Origin of the sequence: Acinetobacter pittii, assembly GCF_034067285.1 — a bacterium.
Taxonomy (GTDB): Bacteria; Pseudomonadota; Gammaproteobacteria; order Pseudomonadales; family Moraxellaceae; genus Acinetobacter; species Acinetobacter pittii_E.
Window position 1 is genome coordinate 2,968,775 of the sequence record NZ_CP139286.1, and the last position, 19,739, is coordinate 2,988,513.

Annotated in this window: 14 protein-coding genes and 1 pseudogene; 4 read left to right on the top strand and 11 right to left on the bottom strand. The window is 36.4% G+C overall.

Annotated features, from left to right (window positions below; genetic code table 11):
* Positions 1-134: 134 nt before the first annotated feature.
* From SOI81_RS14005 to SOI81_RS14045, 9 genes and pseudogenes are all read right to left on the bottom strand, one after another.
* On the bottom strand, positions 135-1,331 hold the full coding sequence (locus SOI81_RS14005) for a hypothetical protein (RefSeq protein WP_239977310.1): 1,197 nt from the start codon (positions 1,329-1,331) through the stop codon (positions 135-137).
* Positions 1,331-1,819 carry a hypothetical protein gene (locus tag SOI81_RS14010; RefSeq protein ID WP_320540922.1) on the bottom strand — a complete coding sequence of 163 codons (489 nt, stop codon included), beginning with the start codon at positions 1,817-1,819 and terminating at the stop codon, positions 1,331-1,333. Before SOI81_RS14010 ends, SOI81_RS14005 begins: the two co-directional genes overlap by 1 nt.
* A complete protein-coding gene (locus SOI81_RS14015) occupies positions 1,812-5,195 on the bottom strand; it encodes a hypothetical protein (protein WP_320540923.1) in 3,384 nt (1,127 codons plus the stop codon). Before SOI81_RS14015 ends, SOI81_RS14010 begins: the two co-directional genes overlap by 8 nt.
* 735 nt (positions 5,196-5,930) lie before the next feature.
* Positions 5,931-6,437, bottom strand: a complete 507-nt coding sequence (locus SOI81_RS14020; protein WP_239976174.1) for a hypothetical protein — start codon at positions 6,435-6,437, stop codon at positions 5,931-5,933.
* Positions 6,438-6,614: 177 nt separating this feature from the next.
* Positions 6,615-7,154, bottom strand: a complete 540-nt coding sequence (locus SOI81_RS14025) for a TetR/AcrR family transcriptional regulator (protein ID WP_239976175.1) — start codon at positions 7,152-7,154, stop codon at positions 6,615-6,617.
* A 684-nt stretch (positions 7,155-7,838) separates the two neighbouring features.
* A complete protein-coding gene (gene rutF, locus SOI81_RS14030) occupies positions 7,839-8,330 on the bottom strand; it encodes a flavin reductase (RefSeq protein WP_016144435.1) in 492 nt (163 codons plus the stop codon).
* Between the two features lie 186 nt (positions 8,331-8,516).
* Positions 8,517-9,560, bottom strand: coding sequence for a methionine synthase (gene metE, locus SOI81_RS14035; RefSeq protein ID WP_032004310.1), 1,044 nt, complete (start codon positions 9,558-9,560; stop codon positions 8,517-8,519).
* A gap of 21 nt (positions 9,561-9,581) precedes the next feature.
* Positions 9,582-10,568 (bottom strand): DUF1852 domain-containing protein, encoded by a 987-nt coding sequence (locus SOI81_RS14040; protein ID WP_016142103.1) that lies wholly within the window; start codon positions 10,566-10,568, stop codon positions 9,582-9,584.
* Positions 10,569-10,914: 346 nt separating this feature from the next.
* Positions 10,915-11,939: pseudogene (locus SOI81_RS14045) on the bottom strand (fatty acid desaturase).
* A gap of 217 nt (positions 11,940-12,156) precedes the next feature.
* Here SOI81_RS14045 and adiY point away from each other — a divergent pair.
* Positions 12,157-13,164: an AraC family transcriptional regulator gene (gene adiY, locus SOI81_RS14050; RefSeq protein ID WP_239976176.1), complete on the top strand. Its 1,008-nt coding sequence runs from the start codon at positions 12,157-12,159 to the stop codon at positions 13,162-13,164.
* Between the two features lie 58 nt (positions 13,165-13,222).
* On the opposite strand, the gene hipO is transcribed toward adiY, so the two are convergent.
* Positions 13,223-14,590, bottom strand: a complete 1,368-nt coding sequence (gene hipO, locus SOI81_RS14055; RefSeq protein WP_320540924.1) for an amidohydrolase — start codon at positions 14,588-14,590, stop codon at positions 13,223-13,225.
* A 33-nt stretch (positions 14,591-14,623) separates the two neighbouring features.
* Entirely contained in the window at positions 14,624-16,009 is a 1,386-nt protein-coding gene (locus SOI81_RS14060) for a long-chain fatty acid transporter (RefSeq protein ID WP_320540925.1), read from the bottom strand.
* 299 nt (positions 16,010-16,308) lie between these two features.
* On the opposite strand from SOI81_RS14060, the gene SOI81_RS14065 reads away from it, so the two are divergent.
* The 3 genes from SOI81_RS14065 (at position 16,309) to SOI81_RS14075 (ending at position 19,711) form a co-directional block, all read left to right on the top strand.
* Entirely contained in the window at positions 16,309-17,238 is a 930-nt protein-coding gene (locus tag SOI81_RS14065; protein WP_320540926.1) for a LysR family transcriptional regulator, read from the top strand.
* A gap of 277 nt (positions 17,239-17,515) precedes the next feature.
* On the top strand, positions 17,516-18,826 hold the full coding sequence (gene citA / locus SOI81_RS14070; RefSeq protein ID WP_016142114.1) for an MFS transporter: 1,311 nt from the start codon (positions 17,516-17,518) through the stop codon (positions 18,824-18,826).
* Positions 18,827-18,916: 90 nt separating this feature from the next.
* Positions 18,917-19,711: a substrate-binding domain-containing protein gene (locus SOI81_RS14075; protein ID WP_239976180.1), complete on the top strand. Its 795-nt coding sequence runs from the start codon at positions 18,917-18,919 to the stop codon at positions 19,709-19,711.
* The last annotated feature ends 28 nt before the right edge of the window (positions 19,712-19,739 follow it).

Sequence of the window (19,739 nt, forward strand, 5' to 3'; positions counted from 1 at the left end):
AAAATTCGATTTCTTATATTAAAAGTATAAAAATAGAGCTATTCAGCTCTATTTTTATACTAAATGAAAAGTTATTGATTATAGTTTTAATTTCAAAATTTGAGTATTAAGGTAAGTATTCATTTTCATAAAAATTAAATACTCAAAAAATATTTTTCTACTAGCTTCATGCCAACCCTTGCACTCATATAACTACAATACTCATGAAAGTTATCAGCCTTCTCTCTATCAGCTAAATCCGATACTGACTTAATACAAATAAATTTAGTCTTTAAACCAGCATGATTAGCACAACTATAGTATAAACCATAACACTCCATGTCGATCGCACACATCTTTCGGTGTTGAGACTTAAAAACTTTTTGAATATCTTGAGAAGCCACAACAGAACTACCCGTAACCATAGGCCCTGTAACTAATTTAGGAGTTTTTTCTGGCCTATATTTGGTATATTCTTGATAAAAATTTTGCATATCAGAATCTATAGTTCTGGCAATTGTAACCAGTTCTGAACTAGCATCTTTAGGGTCTAAAGCTGATAACAACGACCAGTCTTCTACCCATTTCCCCGCCTGCCAATCCCAACTTTTATCCGCAATAACAACATCGCCTAGTTCAACACTATCTGAAAATCCGCCACAAATACCTGTCATAATTAGAATACGTGGTTTAAATAAATTTAAAATATATTCAGTTGTATGTGTAGCAGCAATTGGTCCCATTTGACTTAAATGAGCACAGGCAACCTTAAGTTCTCTTCCTGCAATTGACATTATTCCTTTTCTACAAGCAATATTACTACCAACTAAACATTCGTCACTTAAAGTCAAATCCCATGTATTATAAACTGCTTCTAATTCAGGCTTTCTTAATGCATTTAAAACAACTACATCATATTCAAAAGACTTTTTGGATACTTCAACACGTTTAAGATATTCAATAAAATTATGTAATATTTGCTTCCAGTCATCAAATTCAGGAGAAATATGTAAAACTTGAGTCACAACACCTCGGAACTCCGAGTTAAATTGTTTTAAAGCTTCCTCACTAGCAGTAATACCAATAATATTTTTAGGAGCTGGAAAAACACCATCCTCTACAATTTGCCTTAAAAGCTCAATGCTGTGCTCACCAGATGCTTTTGCACCTTGCCTAACAGGTAATAAGACATCTAAAAGCATTAAATCAATGTTATAAATTGCTAATTTCTTACGAGCATCTGCTGCATCTCTAGAAATTAGAATATTTTTCTCATTAATTTTTTGGCTAATTAAAAAATCTTTCAATCTATTTATCTTTGACTCGTCGTCATCTATTAGCAAAACTTGCATTACTTATTAACCATTAATTTAAGGTTTATTAAAACTTTTGTTAAACTTGATTGCCAAGGACCATATTGCCCAGTGTAATGTATAACTCCTAGAAATCTTTCATCTAACTCCTGACTCAATATTTCTTCCAACCCTCTGGGGTCATGCTTTTTATCTGTTTGAGGTAAAGTAAATTCTTCATATTGAGTTATAACAACACTGTAAGTATTAATCGTTTCAGAATCTATAAAACGTAGAACATCGGCTCCTCCAAAACCCTGAGGTTTTCCACCTCCTCTTCGATCTTTAGCTATATCAAAGGTAGGAATTGACATATCAACTACAGCTAACAAAATACTATGTGAAGATAATTCCGATATAGCACTTGAAAGTGACTCAACACAGCGAATTTCAATATTCTCATTCAATATACCTTTAAGAAAAGATAATATTGAGTTCTGTTTAGGCTTATCATCTTCAATAACTAGAACTATCTTTTTTTCATTCATATGCTTCAAATCTTCCTTCGCGCTCATATAATTGTACTGTCACACGGACAAACCAACGATTATCTTCAATACCGAAATCGAAAGGAGCGGAGCATTTTAATGGATCTACAAATCTAACTAAGCGAGCTAATTTTGCAAAACCAGACCCACCTTCTCTGCTAACTAAATCAACAGGTAATTTGCCTACATATTTGGATCTTAATCTTTGCAATTCAGCTGAATTTAAAACATTTTTTCTTTCACATGATAAATTACTATAAACAATGAAAGTTAATAGATTCTTATCCTTATCATGGCAAGTTTCTATGTCTATAAATTCCAATGATGTCCCTAAGCCTGAATGCTTCCAAGCATTTTCAAAAATTACGAATAAACAATCTGTTAAAACAGCTAAAGCAGAAGTGGTCAAAGGAATTTTTGGTGTATTTAGATGCACAAAATGCGCATCTAAAGCTCGATAAACATTGCGTGTCGCCTCTTGAGCAATATCTATTGCATCAGGTAACTGAAAATCTTCATCTTCATCTTCAACATGAGAAGGTAATCGAAACCAATCTGAAATTACATCACACTGTGTTTGAGTAGCTGTCGAAACAGATTGTAAAGTGGAAATTATCGGTAATAAGGACGACTTATTATTTAATATCCTTAATTTTTCAATTAAATCATCAAATTGCTGTTTAATTTTTTGTTTAAAATCATTTGATATATAACTATTAAGATCTTTCAACCCTAACTCTACTAGTTTCCAAAATATAAAATAACATGTTGATAAGAAAGATGAAAAAGAAATAGGAGAGTCATTTAAAAAACTATTAAATGATCGTAAAGATTCTGGAGTTAAAACATATTTAAATGCAGCTTTAGGCTTTTCTGCTGAAAGAATTTGCACAAAATCATTAACTAGTTCATCAACTAAAATTTTAATTTCAGTAGAAAAATTTCCAAGTAAGATAAGAACTTCATTTACATTAACTTTATTAAAATCAATTACATTTTCCCACCTCCTATAGAACTCATCTTTAGATAAATCGGTAGAAAGATATAATAAACGCTCTTCCTCTAAAGGGCCAAATACCGTACCTCGTAAACTACCGTGTCTGATTCTTAAACTTAAATAACAATCTAATCCATCAGTAGGATCACTTAAAAATCTTTTATATAATCTATCTATAATTTCAATGAGTAAAGCTGAAGATAAATTTGGTTTTCCATTTGTAGTTTCAATTAAAAGCTCTCTGTTTCTTACATCTACAGAATATTGCCCAATAATATCATCAATAATACGAATTCCGTTTGGAGCATCTTTTAATTTTAACCATCTATTATAATCTTGTAGAAGTTCAGATTCAGCCCATCTGCTGATTACAGATTCATTCACAAATACTCTTGTTTGATCAATCTGGCGTAACCCTTTCTGTAAAGTTTGATCAAAAGTTAAGTCTTTAATTTCATCAGTATATATAGCAGAATTTTCTGAATCCCATTGAAGTAATAATTGAAGTATTTCAATACGTTCTTGTCTTACATTTTCAGTTGACTCAAATTTTTCACATAAGGACAAATTCTCATCTACCCATACATTTGAAAAAAAGTTTATTACCTGTTTCTTACTATTTTTATTTTCTTCGAAAATTTTATTAATATTTTCTCTTATTCCATTTATAAGTATAGAACGGCAAGCCATTTTACATATATAACCGATAGAAGCAATATCTGTAGCTTGATATGCATTATGTGAAATTAAACCAACTTTAATTGGATCTAAACTACGGAAATCCTTCCATTTTTTATTTTCAAATAATTTTACAACCTCAAACTCATTAATATATCTAGAATTTATTATTAGCCATTCATTGATTAAATCTATAGCATCTAGAGTCTGATTATTATCATTTAAAACAACAAATCTAAATTTAGCAACTTCTCTTCTCCAAAAACCACCAAACTTTTCGAGGTTATTCAATATTAAATTAAGTTTATCAAATTGCTTTATTTCATATAAATAATTAGCTACCCATAAAAATAAAACATTATCGGTGACGAACAAATCATCAAAACGATCTTCTGAAATATTAATTAAACTATTTATTAAAGGATCATTACTATCACTAAAGTTTTTCTTTAATATTTCAACACCGATCAAAAATGGGTAATATGTAATATCTTCTATTTTAAAACCTTTATTACAAATTAAAATATTAACAGGCAATCTAAATTTAATACTATTATTTATAAAATGGCAAACTGCATTCATAACAGCCTGACCAAAATCTAAATTTTTAAAGCTAATACCTATTTTTATTAATTGCTCAATCTCGTTTTGAGCAGTATTTCCTAACTCTTTACATTCATTAATCAACTTTATAATCAAACTAGATAATTCATTTTCATTTTCATTTTCATTTTCATTTTTAGAAAAACACAATGACTTAATCAAATCTTGATCTGAATTATTACCGTTATAAATTTCTAAATTAATATCATTTATATCTGAAAATAGAAACTTCATCTTATCCAACCTATGGTCATCTATACCATAACTTAGAAATTTATTAATAACATAATATGCTGTTTTTTTTAAATCTTCAAAACCTTCCTCATGAGCAATACAAACCAAAGTATCAATTAGTATCTCATAATAATCTATAAGCGATGAAGTAATCTCTCGTGATAATATTTTTGGTAAGTCTTCTCTTGATTTTTTTACTTCACCAACAGCATGATATTCTAAATACGGTATTACCCAAGGAGGTGAATTAGACAAACGAGGAAATGAGTTTTTACACTTAGAATAGAAAGCATAAAATGAAAATGTTTCATCACAACGATCACTAAAAACTTCATATAACAATTCATTTAAAGTATTGATCGAAGATTTTTGTAATGGTTCTAACCATTTTGCTAATCCTTCCATTCCATTTGTTTTTTGTTCTAGAATGCATCTGAGTTCAACTGCCCATAAACTCCAACCATTTTCTTCAATAAAATTATCAAGTATAAATATTGCTTCCTTAAATTGACTATCTAAAATTAAACTTTGTAATTTTGATCTTGTAGCTAGATATAAATTTAATTTTTCCGATTGATTAGATAACCAATAAACAGACCAGTGTAGTTCGTTAAATAAAGATAACGGCTCTAGAGGAAAATTATTAACAACCAATTTATTTGGTGTATTGGGCCCTAGTCTGAATAAACTTTTAGCAGCAAAATGACCAAATAGTTGAAAATTTGAAATACTATCACTATACTCACCTATAGAATTTTTCTTTCTTAAATCACTTAATGTGCTTATAGGATCCTTTCCTTGTGCGATATCTCGTCTAAATGCAGCTTTCGCTTTGGATAAATTTACACTCTTCTTTTTTTTCATAACTCTTTCTGTAAGTTTTAAAAGATTATCTAATGTTGATATAAATTATATTTATTTATACAAATAATTCAAGTTTTAAAATATAAAAAAGATTGAATTATTTTTAAATTATTTCAAATAATTAGTTCATTAAATTATATCCAATTTAGTTTTCTATCTAATTTACATATTGGAGATAATCATAATTTATTTTAAATTTAATCCAAACTACTTTTTTCATTCATCAGAATATCCCTTCATCATTACTTAGGACAAGTTATAATATAAAATCTTAAAATCCACCAAAAAATTTTATAATTAATTAGATGTACTCCTGCAGTATCAGTCATGCCGCCATTTATCACCCCTTACTATATAAGTAGAATCTATTTTACTCCCCCCTAGAATCAACAAAATATTCAACACTTATGTCCCCAAAATTAAAAAAAACAAAATACTATCTTCCTCGACTTAAAATACTTTCCAATTCAAACACAAATTAACCAAAATTATTCAAAATAAGATAACCTAAAAATATAAAAAAATAAGAATTTATCTTATAATTTAAAGCTAAATATTTTTAATAATACTAATTAAAATAATTTATTTTTAATTATAACACTTACTAAATAAATTATTAAATTTACATTTTTATCAAGAAGTTTTCCTTAAACTTCAATAACTAAAATTATCCTTTTTTGGACTATACTTAAATTTAATTTATAATAAATTCAGGTAAATTAATATTTATAATTGCTACTCAAAATCAGGATATACAAAATCGTATTTTCCTGTTTTTATACGCTCAACAATATCGTAAGGATTCACAACTACACCAATTTCTGCCTTACGATTTTCTCCCTCTAACCTCCCTACACGAGTAAAGTCTTCATCATTTATATGCCATACATACCAATTGTTAGATACTTTAATCTTCTCTGCCCCCACTTTTGCTCCATAGTCATGCGTATCCCGAAAAAGAATATTAGAAATATCACCAACCTCTCTAATATTTCCAACTTTTTCCCATAAATTCATTTTCAATCCAAACTTAGTCACACAGTGAGCATAAAACTCTACTTCACCGTTTACGATTTCCAATAAATCAATATCAGCTTCCAATGGGTATAATTTTTTAAAGCTTCTGATCACATCACTATTAAGTTGAGTTAAATCAAAAGCAATTAATTGAAAATATTTTTTCTCATCATTATCTAACTTAACTATAAATACATCACCGATCTTGGTGTTTTTCCTTATCATTTTTCGATTCCAGACTTTTCCCAATATTTCGGGCTAATTAATTTTCTCTTTCAATAGCATACTGCCATTTTACCCAAGACTAAACTGATTAATTAAGCGCTACTCTCTTCACTTTAGCTAATCAGGCACCCTATCATAAAAATTCAATTTCAAACTTTTAGCCTCAGTTTCCCTCGCTCAAAACCTCTCCAAAACCACATCCCGTTCATTCAAACTGTTAGAGCTTAAAACTTGTAGCATCAAGCCATCAATTAAGTTTAAAACCATGTTGGCATCAGGGTTAAATGCATAGGTTTCCAGACTAAAGACCAGATCAAAAAGCTCTCGGAGTAGCCATTTTCGATATTCAACAGCCATGCGATAAGCCGTTGGATAAAGCTGTTTTATTTCAAAAATAGCTTTAAACAAAAGATGGTAAAGGCTATTTACATCGACATGTAAACGGACAATTTCTTTGAGTTTATCGGCTGCGGTTGGGTAGCGGTGTGAATAGACAATTGCCAAAACTTCTTCTTTGAGTCGGCTTTTTTGAAAGATTAAACACATTTCAACAAGGCGTTCTTTCGAGTGAAAGTAGTTATAAAACGTGGCTTTTTGAATTTTGGATTTTTTGATAATCAGGTCTACACCTGCATTATGGAATCCATGCGTGGTAAAGAGTTGGATGGCGGTTTGAACCACCTGTAATTTTTTGGAAGATATTTCTAAAGTTGGCATCGTTTTACCGTTATAAATTCTTATTGTTTCTAAATGAGATAAAAGCCTGTGCTCTTTTTGGGAGAAAAAAGGCACAGCAAAGCCGTAAGACAGTGCTTGGCACATCTCAAATTTTGTTGTTGATATGATTTTTTAGTCGTGACGAGCTAATACGTTAAAACTTTTATTTAATTAAAAAGTTCTAAAGATTTGCTAAACGATATAGGAATAAAAGATTTGGCAATGGTTGCCAACAAAATAGAAATGTTGCGCATGAGCGACTCCTTAGGTAAAAGAAGTCCTACCGCATTACTGTCAAATAATGGTGGTAGAACGAAAGAGGGTTGACAGACTGAACCTAAGAATCAGCACACCCGAGGGTGTCCCCCTTCCGTCCTACCGCAACAAAAAAGGGGACGAACGAGTCTACATTAAAAAAATAAATTTTTTCAATGTACTTAGGTTCTGGCCTGTCAAAGCCAGCTGGCAATGTAGGCCAGCACGCAAAGGATAATCTGAGAGTTGGTGAGTGTCAATGTAGCTTTTATGCCAAGTGATTAAATTTCTTATTATTTTTCATTAGATTAACTTAATTATTATTTAAGATATTATATTTAATTGTATTTTCAAAACTAAGCAGAAGCGATCCGTGCTTATTGATTTCTATCTTTTAACTTTTAATGTAAGACAACAAAACGAGTGAGATTAGACAGTCTCAGTCTGCCCCACTTGGTGATAAGCACGGTTAAAATAAACCAAACTTTGGTCATGTTGGCTTTGTTTAATCGCCACAATCGGACATATAAAAATCGTATGTGTGCCGACTTGTTGAATTTGCTCAATCTCACAATCGAAACTGACCAACGCATCATCCAACACAGGTGAACCCGTTTCTAACTCTATCCATGCGCCATGTTTAAAGCGCTCTTCTGGTGTGAGCTTAGATGAAAATGCTTTTGAAATATGTTCGTGCTGTGCGCCTAACACATTCACAGTTAAGATTTTGTTATCTAGGAAATGTGCATGCGAACTCGCAGATTGGTTCATACAGACCAATAATGTCGGTGGTGTGTCAGTCACACTACAAACAGCAGAGGCAGTAAATCCAAAACGGCCAGACATGCCTGCCGTAGTCACAACACTAACTGCACTTGTGAGTAAAGACATTGCATTTCTAAAGTCTGTTGCTTGAACCATGACATTATTCCTAAATTGAACCGTACCTTGTCCTGTGTGTTTGCTATACCGCCCAACTCCATCAGGAAGGTACTATCGACATGCGATCTAATTAGAGCGACATGTAGTAAGTAAAATGAGGGTTACTTGTTTGATTATCAACTGCCATCAAAAAAAGTAACCCTTTATACCACTTATTGGTAAATATTAAGCAGTAAGATCATAACCAGTCAGTTCTCGACGAACGATTTCTGCACCTGCACTTAAAGCATTTAACTTGCCACGTGCCACTTCACGTGAAAGAGGCGCCATACCGCAGTTTGTGCAAGGGTAAAGCTTGTCAGAGTCTACAAACTGAAGCGCTTTACGCAATGTGTTAGCCACTTCTTCTGGTGTTTCGATCTGGTTAGATGCAACATCAATTGCGCCGACCATGACTTTTTTACCGCGAATAAGTTCGAGTAAATCGATAGGCACATGTGAGTTGTGACATTCTAACGAGATGATATCAATGTTCGACGTTTGAAGTTTCGGGAAAGCTTCTTCGTACTGGCGCCATTCTGAACCGAGTGTCTTTTTCCAGTCAGTGTTGGCTTTAATGCCGTAACCGTAGCAAATGTGGACCGCAGTTTCACATTTTAGACCTTCAATTGCACGCTCTAAAGTCGCGATGCCCCAGTCATTTACTTCGTCAAAGAAGACGTTAAATGCAGGTTCGTCAAACTGAATAATATCTACACCAGCAGCTTCTAGCTCACGCGCTTCTTGGTTCAAGATTTTGGCAAATTCCCAAGCAAGTTTTTCACGGCTCTTGTAGTGACCATCGTAAAGCGTATCAATCATGGTCATTGGGCCAGGTAATGCCCACTTAATTGGTTGATTGGTTTGCTGACGTAAAAACTTCGCATCTTCAACAAACACAGGCTTTTGACGAGACACTGCACCTACCACAGACGGTACGCTTGCATCGTAACGGTCACGAATACGAACAGTTTCGCGCTTCTCAAAATCTACGCCATTTAAGTGTTCAATAAATGTCGTCACAAAGTGTTGGCGAGTTTGTTCGCCATCGCTCACGATGTCGATGCCTGCAAGTTGTTGTTCGTGCAATGCCAAACGTAACGCGTCTTTTTTACCTTCGGCTAAGCCTTCGTTTTCAAGTTTCCAAGGCGACCAAAGCTTTTCAGGTTCTGCAAGCCAAGACGGTTTAGGTAAGCTGCCAGCAGTTGAAGTTGGTAATAATTTTTTCATGATCAATGACCCGTATGTTGATTAATTAGGAGCGTAATTAGCAGACCACTGCTCAAGAATCGCTTGGTATGGTTTGATAAATTGCTCTTCAACAAACTTCCCCTGCTCAATAGCCAAACGGCTACGTTCTTCACGGTCATACACAATTCGAGTAAGTGAATAATCTTCGTGTTTCAAGCTTGGTTGATAAGATTTTCCAGCCACTGAATTTGCGTTGTAAATTTCAGGACGGTAAATCTTTTGGAAGGTTTCCATCGTACTAATGGTACTAATCAACTCAAGGTTGGTGTAATCACTCAGCAAATCGCCAGTAAAATAGAACGCTAATGGCGCAACGCTATTTGGCGGCATGAAGTAGCGAACTTTTAAGCCCATTTTTTGGAAATATTCATCAGTGAGTGAATAGTCTTCTTGCTTGTATTCCACGCCCAAAACTGGATGTTCGTTTTCAGTACGGTGGTACTCTTTAGTCGTCGAAACGCTTAAGCAAATCACAGGTGCCTTTTTAAAGTTGGCTTTGTAAGTTTCAGAGTTAATAAAGCTCTTAAACAAATTACCGTGCAATTCACCAAACTTTTCTGGCGTGCTAAAAGTCGACTTGTTTTTGTTGTGATCTAACAAAAGCACACTAAAGTCATAGTCACGTACATAAGACGAGAAGTTATTGCCTACAATACCTTCGATGCGTTCATTGGTTTTCTTATCAACAATATTGGTTTTCAATATTTCGATGAGAGGAAGTCCGCTTGCACGGTTTTCGGCATCAATGTTCATTTCAACTGAAATGATTTCAAGTTCAACGCCATAGCGGTCGCCTTTAGGGTTGTCCCAATGAGCTAAGGCATTGAAACGATTGTCGATCATCTGCAATGTATTGCGCAAATTTTCTTCGCGGCTCATCCCTCTTGCCAAGTTAGCAAAGTTGGTTGTAATACGTGTATTGTCTGCTGGACGATAGTTCTCATCGAAACAAATACTCTTAATCGTAAATGTAAATTCTTTACTCATTGTGATCAGTACCCTAATTTCTGAGATAAACCTAAAAAAATCTTTTGCTCTTTTTAAACTCTCCAGACTTGTCAGATTTGTGCCTTATGGTCTTATCAAAGTGAATAACTGGAGCGCTTCAGAGCATGGATAGATTTATACCGCAATCACAACATGAATAAAAATGATTTAGTCTCATTCAAAACTGAGTGAAATTCATGTTTAGGGTTTTCATTTATTTATTTGCTTTCCATTTTCTTCTTATAGAAATAAAGAAATCTCGCTATTTTAGGGGCTTAGAAATGATAAATGGACCAATTTCTTCATAGAGAACTTAGTCCATTTGAATGAGATAAACAGCTATTTCTTAACTTTTTGATTCTGACAAATCATTTACGTTCCAGCGGTTTGCTCTTTTAAAAGTACCGACATCGTTGAACCGTACACCCATATCACGCATGACTTTATGGGCAACTGGCGCAGTCATTTGGCGAATGTAGAATGGTTCTTTCACTACAAAATGATGGATGGCATGCGTTGAGCCAAAGTTAAAGCAAAACAGTTGGAACGGAGTCATCCACCACGGTGTTAATACCTGAGTTTGTTGAATGACATTGCCCAATTCGACGTCTCCGTAGTAATGCATATTGCTGGTCACAAAATGTAAGCAGAAGGTACGCAGCACATTTGGTGCAATCCAAACCACAGTCAGAATATTAATCACATGCATGATATTTAAAGTGGTCGCCGACCAAGCAATTGGTGCATTTGCCCCCCCGAAACTGCGTCAATTGCGTGAAATCCTAAAAAGATATACCACAATGACCAGTGAATAATACCAAGCGGGAAATAAGCTAAAAAAGCACGTTTAAAAATGACCTTTCTAACCGCCCAATTATTTGCAGCAATAATGCGTAGCAAAACTGCAAAACCATTATCACCAATCGCGATAAGTCGGCGTATATTCCACTTTTCGCCATTGGTTAAAGCTCTTTCTTCTAAATCGACTTCAGTACCTGAGTTTTTATGATGGTTAAAGTGCAGTTCGCGGCGTTTCCACGGGTTAATGGTACTTGGTCGAGCTAACCAGACTAAGCCCATCATTAAATGATGTGCCCATGGCTTTTTTCTAAAATACATCCAGTGAATCAAATCGTGCTCTAACTCATGAGTTAAGGATGCAAAAAAAGCAATAATCGGAATTGCAAACCAAGCTGAAAGTTGATGATTGATATAGAGCATGGCAGCCGTGATCATGCCCACCAAAGATATCAATAAAATCATCGCTCCAATGGCATTTTGATGGTTCAAAATAGGATGGCGTTTGCGTAAAGCCACACCTTCTGCAGTTACTACTTTTTTAATATATTCTGTTTTTTCGCTATCGGCCATTCCGGCAGGATTTTTATAAATGTAGGTCATCCGTTATTCCTCAGTTTTTTCATGTCCCTACTTTATTTAGATCGCTTTAGGTGTGCTTAGCTCGAAACGCCAATCTATTGGCTATGGATGCCAAAATAGATAGATTCAAAACAAACAAAAGATTTTTTAGTTTTGAAATCTTTTATACTGTTCACAGGAATATGAGTCACAAGTTATAGGACATAACATGCCACAGACAGCAACGGCACTGGCTAGCTGGGTGAAAGCGATTCAAAAAGCGCTCGAAAAAGCCGGTGTTGATAGTCAATCTTTATTAGAACAAGCGGGTTTAGATATTCAGGCTCTCGGTAATCCTGATGCACGTTATTCATTAAAACAAACAGCAAATTTATGGAAATTAGCAGTTCAGAAAACTCAAGATTCATGTTTTGGCCTTAAAGTTGCCAGCCAAGTCAACCAAAATACTTTTCATGTGTTAGGGCATTCACTGATTACCAGCACTACCCTAAAAGAAATGTTCTTAAGAATTATTCGCTATTTTCGTGTGGTAACAGATATTCCAGAGCTAGAGTTTTATGGTCAAGGAAATAACCATTATTTCGTTATTCATGTTCCCGACGAAGTTCAGCCCGAATCAATAGATGCGTTTATTTCCGTTTTTATTCGCTCAAGTCGTGCCTTGCAAGGATCTGTTTTTTCACCGTTACGCATTGAGTTAAGGCGTTCGGAACCTGAAGATCTGGAAACGTTTACAAGTATTTTAAAAGCCCCGATCGTGTTTAATGCACCTAAAGACATGATTGTGTTTGATACAGCTACCATTGAACAGCCACTAGAAGGTGCAAATCCAACCCTCACCCAAGAATATGATGAGATTATTAATCGTTATCTGGCTCGATTCGATAAAGAAAATATATTGGCGCGGGTGAAAGTGAAACTTATTGAAAAATTATCGACGGGTGATTTTCAACAACAAGACGTTGCGAAAAGTCTGGGCTTAAGTATACGGAGTCTGCAACGCAAACTTTCTGCCGAAAATACTTCTTATAGTGAGTTACTAGATCAGACTCGCCACGAACTTGCATTGTCATATATTAAAAACTCAAGCCATAATATTACTGAGATTGCTTATATTCTTGGCTTTACCGACGTGAGTAGCTTTACACGTGCGTTCCGCCGCTGGACTAATTTATCACCCGTCCACTATCGAGAAAAACATCTGGCTTGCTCTTAGTTTTTTAAAACTTTAAGCAAAAAAAGATGCATATAAATGCATCTTTTTTATGGTCAATTTACTTCTTAGTGAGCAGCTCTAACATAGAAACAGTTGTGACTTTGGCTCCCACTGGCAACGCCTTTAAGTCCACAATGTAGTTAGGACTATGTGGAATATAAGGCACAGGTTTTCCTTGTTTTACTGCATTGGCAAATACAACTGGGTCCGCCACACCAATAAACATAAAGTTAAAAGGAATGTCTTTTTGGTCACCTAACAAATGGTGTACATCTTCTGAACCCATAAATGGAGGAAAGTCGGTTAAAACTTGCTTATCACCTAACAATGCTTTTAACGGCCCATTTAAACGCGCGGAAAACTCTTTGTTATTAATGACTGGGTTGGTTGAACCTTTGAGCGTTAGAGTAGGCAATTGATCTTTACCCATCCCCTGCATTTGGGCCGCGCCTTCACTCATGAGCTTAATATTATTTAACATGGTTTCACGCACTTTCGGGTCAAACCAGCGCATATTCATTTTGACTAACGCGGTTGAAGGAATCACGTTATTTGAATTTCCAGCTTGAACTGACCCAATAGATAAAGCAGCAGGTTGCTGAGTATTTACTGCGTTACCCATAATGGTTTGATATTGGGTAATGGCATTGGCCGCCATGCTAATCGGGTTCTTGGTTAAATATGGAAGTGACCCATGTCCACCCACCCCTTTAAATAGAATATCAAGTTGATCGGTTCCTGCCATTCGTGGACCCGGTGCATTAATTACCGTTCCCACAGGTGCAGGGGTAGTGTGAACTGCAAAGAAATAATCAGGTTTCGGTAAGTTATATTTGGTCCATAAACCATCGCTCACCATAGCTTTTGCGCCTGTTACCGGTTCTTCAGCAGGTTGCGCGACTAAAATAATTGTTCCGCTCCATTCCTTTTTTAAAGCAACTAGGGTTTTTGCCATACTCAGCATCCATGTCACATGGGCATCATGACCACACATATGTGCTACAGGTGTTTCGGTTCCATCATCGAGTTTTACCCGTACTTTACTTGCGTAGGGTAAACCTGTGGCTTCTTGAACTGTGTTGGCATCCATATCGGCACGGTACATGACCGTTGGCCCCTCACCGTTTTTTAAAATGCCGACCACACCTGTTTTGGCTATTCCCGTTTTAACGTCAAAACCTAATGACTTAAGCTCTTTGGCAACAATGGCAGAGGTTCGCGTTTCCATAAACCCGAGTTCAGGGTGTTCATGAATGTCTTTATAGACCTTATTTAACCACTCTGTTTGCCCATCAATAATCGTTAACGCTTTTTGAGAAACCGCGGGTAAAGTTGTCGGACTTGCTTCTGCATGCAGAACCGTTCCATAACCTGCAATAAAAGTCGACAAACCTAAAAATAGACTGTTTTTGATGATTTTATTCATATAGTAAAAACCTTATAAATATATGATTTAATTTTAAAATTTATATCCAATTTTTAAGCCATAGCTGACTGAGTGATTATCCTTAAACTCACCCACATAATAGTCACTACCCGCCTGTGCGCCAAGCTGAGCTTTTGCATCGCCTAACCAGTAATACTTCACGCCACCTGAAATAAAATATTGCGATGTTGGGCTATATTGAGCACCCACGCCTAAGTTGTAATACCCTTTGCTTGGCCCACCCGTCGAGACCTTATCACCTACTCCCGAGTCCCAACCGACTGACACCGAGCCTAACCATTTAGGTGAAAAGCGTTGCCCTAACCCTAAATTAAGAGACCATTGATCATCGTAATAACGAACCAAGTTGAAACCTTCTGGGCGGCTTGGAGTCGATAATCCACCAACAACTTTTGAGATTTCACCAAAGCGGTAAGGCTGTAGAGCAAGATCACTCCAATTTACCCAGCGCACACTCCCGAACAATAAAGTCCCCTGACGAAGGCCTGTTTGAAACTCTAAATTGACTGAATCTGGAGATTTAAACTTGGTTGTGCCTGACTCTTCTACATTTGGTAACTCGGCAACAATACGATTTAAATAAGCTTTTTTCTGCTCGGTCATTTGTCCAATAGAAATCATATAATCTAGGTGCTGATTTACTAAATCACGACCTTGCTGCGTGCTTAACATATCAATAAGTGGAGCATTTTCAGTCGCGTTTACTTTATGAGTAATGGCTGAGCGGTAAGTTAATGACACTTTCACAGCTTTTTCAGGAATCTGATAGGCAAGCCCTGCTAGCCACCCCAAGTCACCTACAGTTTTGGTATGAAAGTCATAACCGTTGTAAAGACTAAATACATTGCCTCTTAATTCAACCTGACTTTTAAAGGTCTGATAGACGGGCCCAGCATACAGATTCCAGTTTTTTGTGGGTTGATATCCCAAGATAAAGCTTAAATTCTGTATATCAAATTCTGATTTTGCATTTCCTGTAGGCACTTGACCAGAAGTAGCATTGGCAAGCCCTGCGGTGGTAATGCCGGGTAACATCACCGTGTCTTTTGACGTTGCGACAAAACCATTCAGACCTGAATATTCTGTGTCGGCACCAAAAGGCTGATCGTAAAGTAGACCAAATGAATACTGCGGTGCCAACTGAAGTTTTAAGGCCGCTGTAGGTCGATAATCTGTGTTGGCGATATCTGAAATGGAATGATGTGAAGGGTTAGTGCCCGACTCTGCACCACTTAAATCGGTATCTGTAATTCCTAAATTTGCTTCAAAATAATTGCCCGGTTGTAAAAAAGCCGATATGGATTGTCCTGTTTTATCAAATGCTGCGGCATGTAAGGTGCTTGTGCAAATTGAAGTTATTCCTAAAATAAATATTTTTTTATTCACAACAAAATTCATAAATCCATCCTGGATATTTCTTATTTTGATTCCTCACTTTAGGTAGATTTTTAAAGTTCTGCTTAGCTCCAAACGCCAAATCTTTGACTATGGATGCCATATTGAAAAATTAGGGTTTGTGTAGCTGCAACCCGAGTATTATCTTTTTAATCACAATAAAAAGTACTCAAGTTTTTAAAATGCAGAGCAATTTTTTTAAGAAACATTTGTGTTTATTGCTGTTAATATTAAAGTGCATGATAGATTTCCCAATCCTTCATACCTCTACAAATCAAGGATGATGAGCGAATACATTTATTATGGAAATCAAGCAAATAAAGTATTTTTTGACGGTCGTTGAATCAGGCAGTATTGGTAAAGCTGCTCAAAAACTCGATGTGGGTGCTTCGGCCATTAGTCAGCAGATTAGTAAACTCGAACAAGAGTTAAGTATTCGCTTATTGCAGCGTAATGCTTTTGGTGTGACCCCAACACCCGCAGGTCTGGCCTTTTTAAAGCACTCTCAGCTTATTTTACGTCAAGTGAACTTTGCCATAGATGCTGCGCATTCGGCACGGCTGTCAGGCCATGTTAGCCTTGGCTTTCCACCAACCATTACCGCTTTAATTGGCATCCCTTTAATGAAACTAATGTCTGAACGATATCCAGACATTCGCCTAGAGATTGTGGAAACACTTTCGGGCAATCTGATTCAGTCGATTAACTCGCGTCAACTTGATATCGCCATTATTTTTACCAATGAAATTGATAAACAGTGGTCAATACAACCTTTGGTACGCGAGCAAATGTACTTAATGGCACGAAAAGAAGTACTTGAGAAATACGGTCTTGCCGAGTGCATCAAAAGTGGAATTATTCAGTCGCAGCAAATTGGTGATATTCCTTTAGTGTTGCCACGTCAGCGCCATAGCTTACGAAAACTGCTTGAACACAAGATTGGACAGCTTAATGTCGTCTATGAAATTGATGGCTTACACTTACTTATGGACAGCTTGATTCACCTTGACCTTGCCAGTGTTCGGCCCGGAAGTGCTTGCTTGCAAGAATACAAACACAAGCTGCAATTATTGAAGTTAATTGATCCTGAGGTTGAGCGTATTAATTATTTAGTCAGCCTTGCCGAAGAAGAATTATCACCTGCTGCACTCGCTGCAAAGTCGGCAATTAAAGCCTGTGTAAAAGAGCTAATTCAAAACCAAATTTGGCCGTGTTCTGAAATTATTCTATAAAGGGTCATTAATTTTATTAAAGACCTAATTAATTTTGCCCTCTCACTCCCTCCTTCTGTTTGAGATTACATTTTCTTTCGAATGATAAGTGGATTTCTGTTTATCGAATTATAGATGTGTAGTTTGAACTGGAAACAAGGCATCACATTTTCTCTAAAGGACCTTACTAATTCTCTTCTCTAGCCTACTTATAGATTGGTTTATTGAATGAGCGGATTTAAGTCCAAACATTGAAAATCGTGAATGTTTCCATTTTGTCAGGCCAAGGAGGTCTCCAATGGATGTCGTGAATAACCGTAGGGCTACTTTTAAAAAAATATTAAATGTAACGAGTGGCAACTTTTTAGAACAGTACGATTTTTTTCTTTTTGGTTTCTATGCCACTTATATTGCAGCAAAATTTTTCCACTCCGAAAATGAATATGTCTCGTTAATGATGACATTTACCGTATTTGCTGCGGGCTTTCTTATGCGTCCTCTTGGCGCTATTTTTTTAGGTGCTTATGTAGATCGAGTGGGTCGACGTAAAGGCCTTATTGTAACTTTAAGCCTTATGGCAATCGGAACCATCTTTATTACCTTTGTACCGGGTTACGAGACCATTGGTATTATCGCACCAATTTTGGTGGTGATTGGACGTCTACTACAAGGCTTCTCGGCAGGTGTTGAATCTGGCGGTGTATCGATTTATCTCGCTGAAATTGCAACAGATAAAAACCGTGGATTTATTACCAGCTGGCAGTCTGGCAGCCAACAAATTGCTGTTGTATTTGCAGCATTGCTTGGCTACTGGCTCAACACCATTTTAACTCATGCTCAAGTAGGTGAATGGGGCTGGCGTATTCCGTTCTTAATTGGTTGTTTGATTATTCCTTTAATCTTCTTGTTCCGCCGTACTTTAGAAGAAACTGAAGACTTTAAGGCACAAAAGACTCATCCATCTTCAAAAGAAATTTTCAGCACACTAGTGAGTAACTGGCGCATCGTACTTGCGGGCATGATGATGAGTGCCATGACCACAACCACGTTCTATTTCATTACGGTTTACACCACAGTGTATGCAAAACGTACTTTAGAAATGTCAGTAACAGATAGCCTTTTAGCAACTGTGTTTGTTGGCTTGTCTAATTTCTTCTGGTTACCAATGGGGGGCTTACTTTCAGACAAAATTGGTCGTCGTCCTGTTTTAGTCGGTATTACCACACTTGCTCTCTTTACAAGTTATCCAGTTTTAAGCTGGTTAGTCAGCGATATCAGTTTTACAAATCTTCTAATTACGCTTGCTTACTTCTCATTCTTCTTTGGTATGTACAACGGCACCATGGTCGCAACACTTGCCGAAGTAATGCCAAAACGTGTGCGTACCGTCGGCTTCTCTTTAGCGTTCAGTCTGGCAGCCGCTATTTTTGGTGGTATGACCCCAATGGCTTGTACCTTCCTTGTCGAAAATACTGGCAACCCAAGTACACCCGCTTTCTGGTTAATGCTTGCTGCGGTATGTAGCCTCATCTCAAGTTTATATCTATGTCGCGGTTCTAAACAGAACAAACCTGATGCAATTACTGAACCTGCAAAAGTCAGCGCTTAAAAACTCACACTTTAATCTGAAATTTTAATGAACAGTACGGCAGATTTTCAGTCTCCGTACTGTGCTCTCTCGCAACTAAAGTGAGGCATTATGAAAAAGTCCCCTATCTTCATGACCATTTGCTTAGCTGGTGCAGGCTTAAGCTCAACTTTTGCTAACGCAGATACGCTCGAAGTGATTAGCTCAGGCGGTTTCTATTCATCTATGGAAAAACTCATTCCAATATTTGAAAAGCAAACTGGTCACACGGTTCATCTTTCGTCTGGTTCATCCATGGGCGCGTCGCCAACTGCAATTCCAAATCGACTCGACCGCGGTGAACGTTTTGACATGGTGGTACTGGCAGCTCCTGAACTGAACAAGCTTGCAGAAAAAGGTTATGTAGACCCAAATTCACAAAGCGCTTTAGTGAATTCAAGCATTGGCATGGCTGTGCCTAAAGGTGCGCAAAAACCGGATATTAGCTCTGCGGCAAAATTCGAAAAGGTTTTATTAAATGCCAAGCACATCGGCTATTCAGCAAGTGCCAGCGGTACGCATCTTGAAAAAGATGTTTTCCCAAGCTTCCCACCTGTCGAATACAAAGTGATTGCTGGTAAAGCAGAAAAAGTGGTTGGTGACCGCGTTGCAAAACGTATTGCTGAAGGTCAGTTTGATATTGGGTTCCAACAAATTAGTGAAATCAAACCTTTTACCGGCCAATATGGTCAAGTTGATTTAGTCGGTCCAATTCCTGCGCCTTACCAAAAAGTCACTGTATTTGCAGCGGGCATTGGTAAAAACTCGGAACATGCAAAAGTTGCAAAAGAACTCATCAAATTTGTGAAATCACCTCAAGCAACACAAATTATTGAAGAACAGGGTCTTGAGCAGGTTAAACAATAAAAGCTCTAAAAGGCAACGTCTTGAGGTG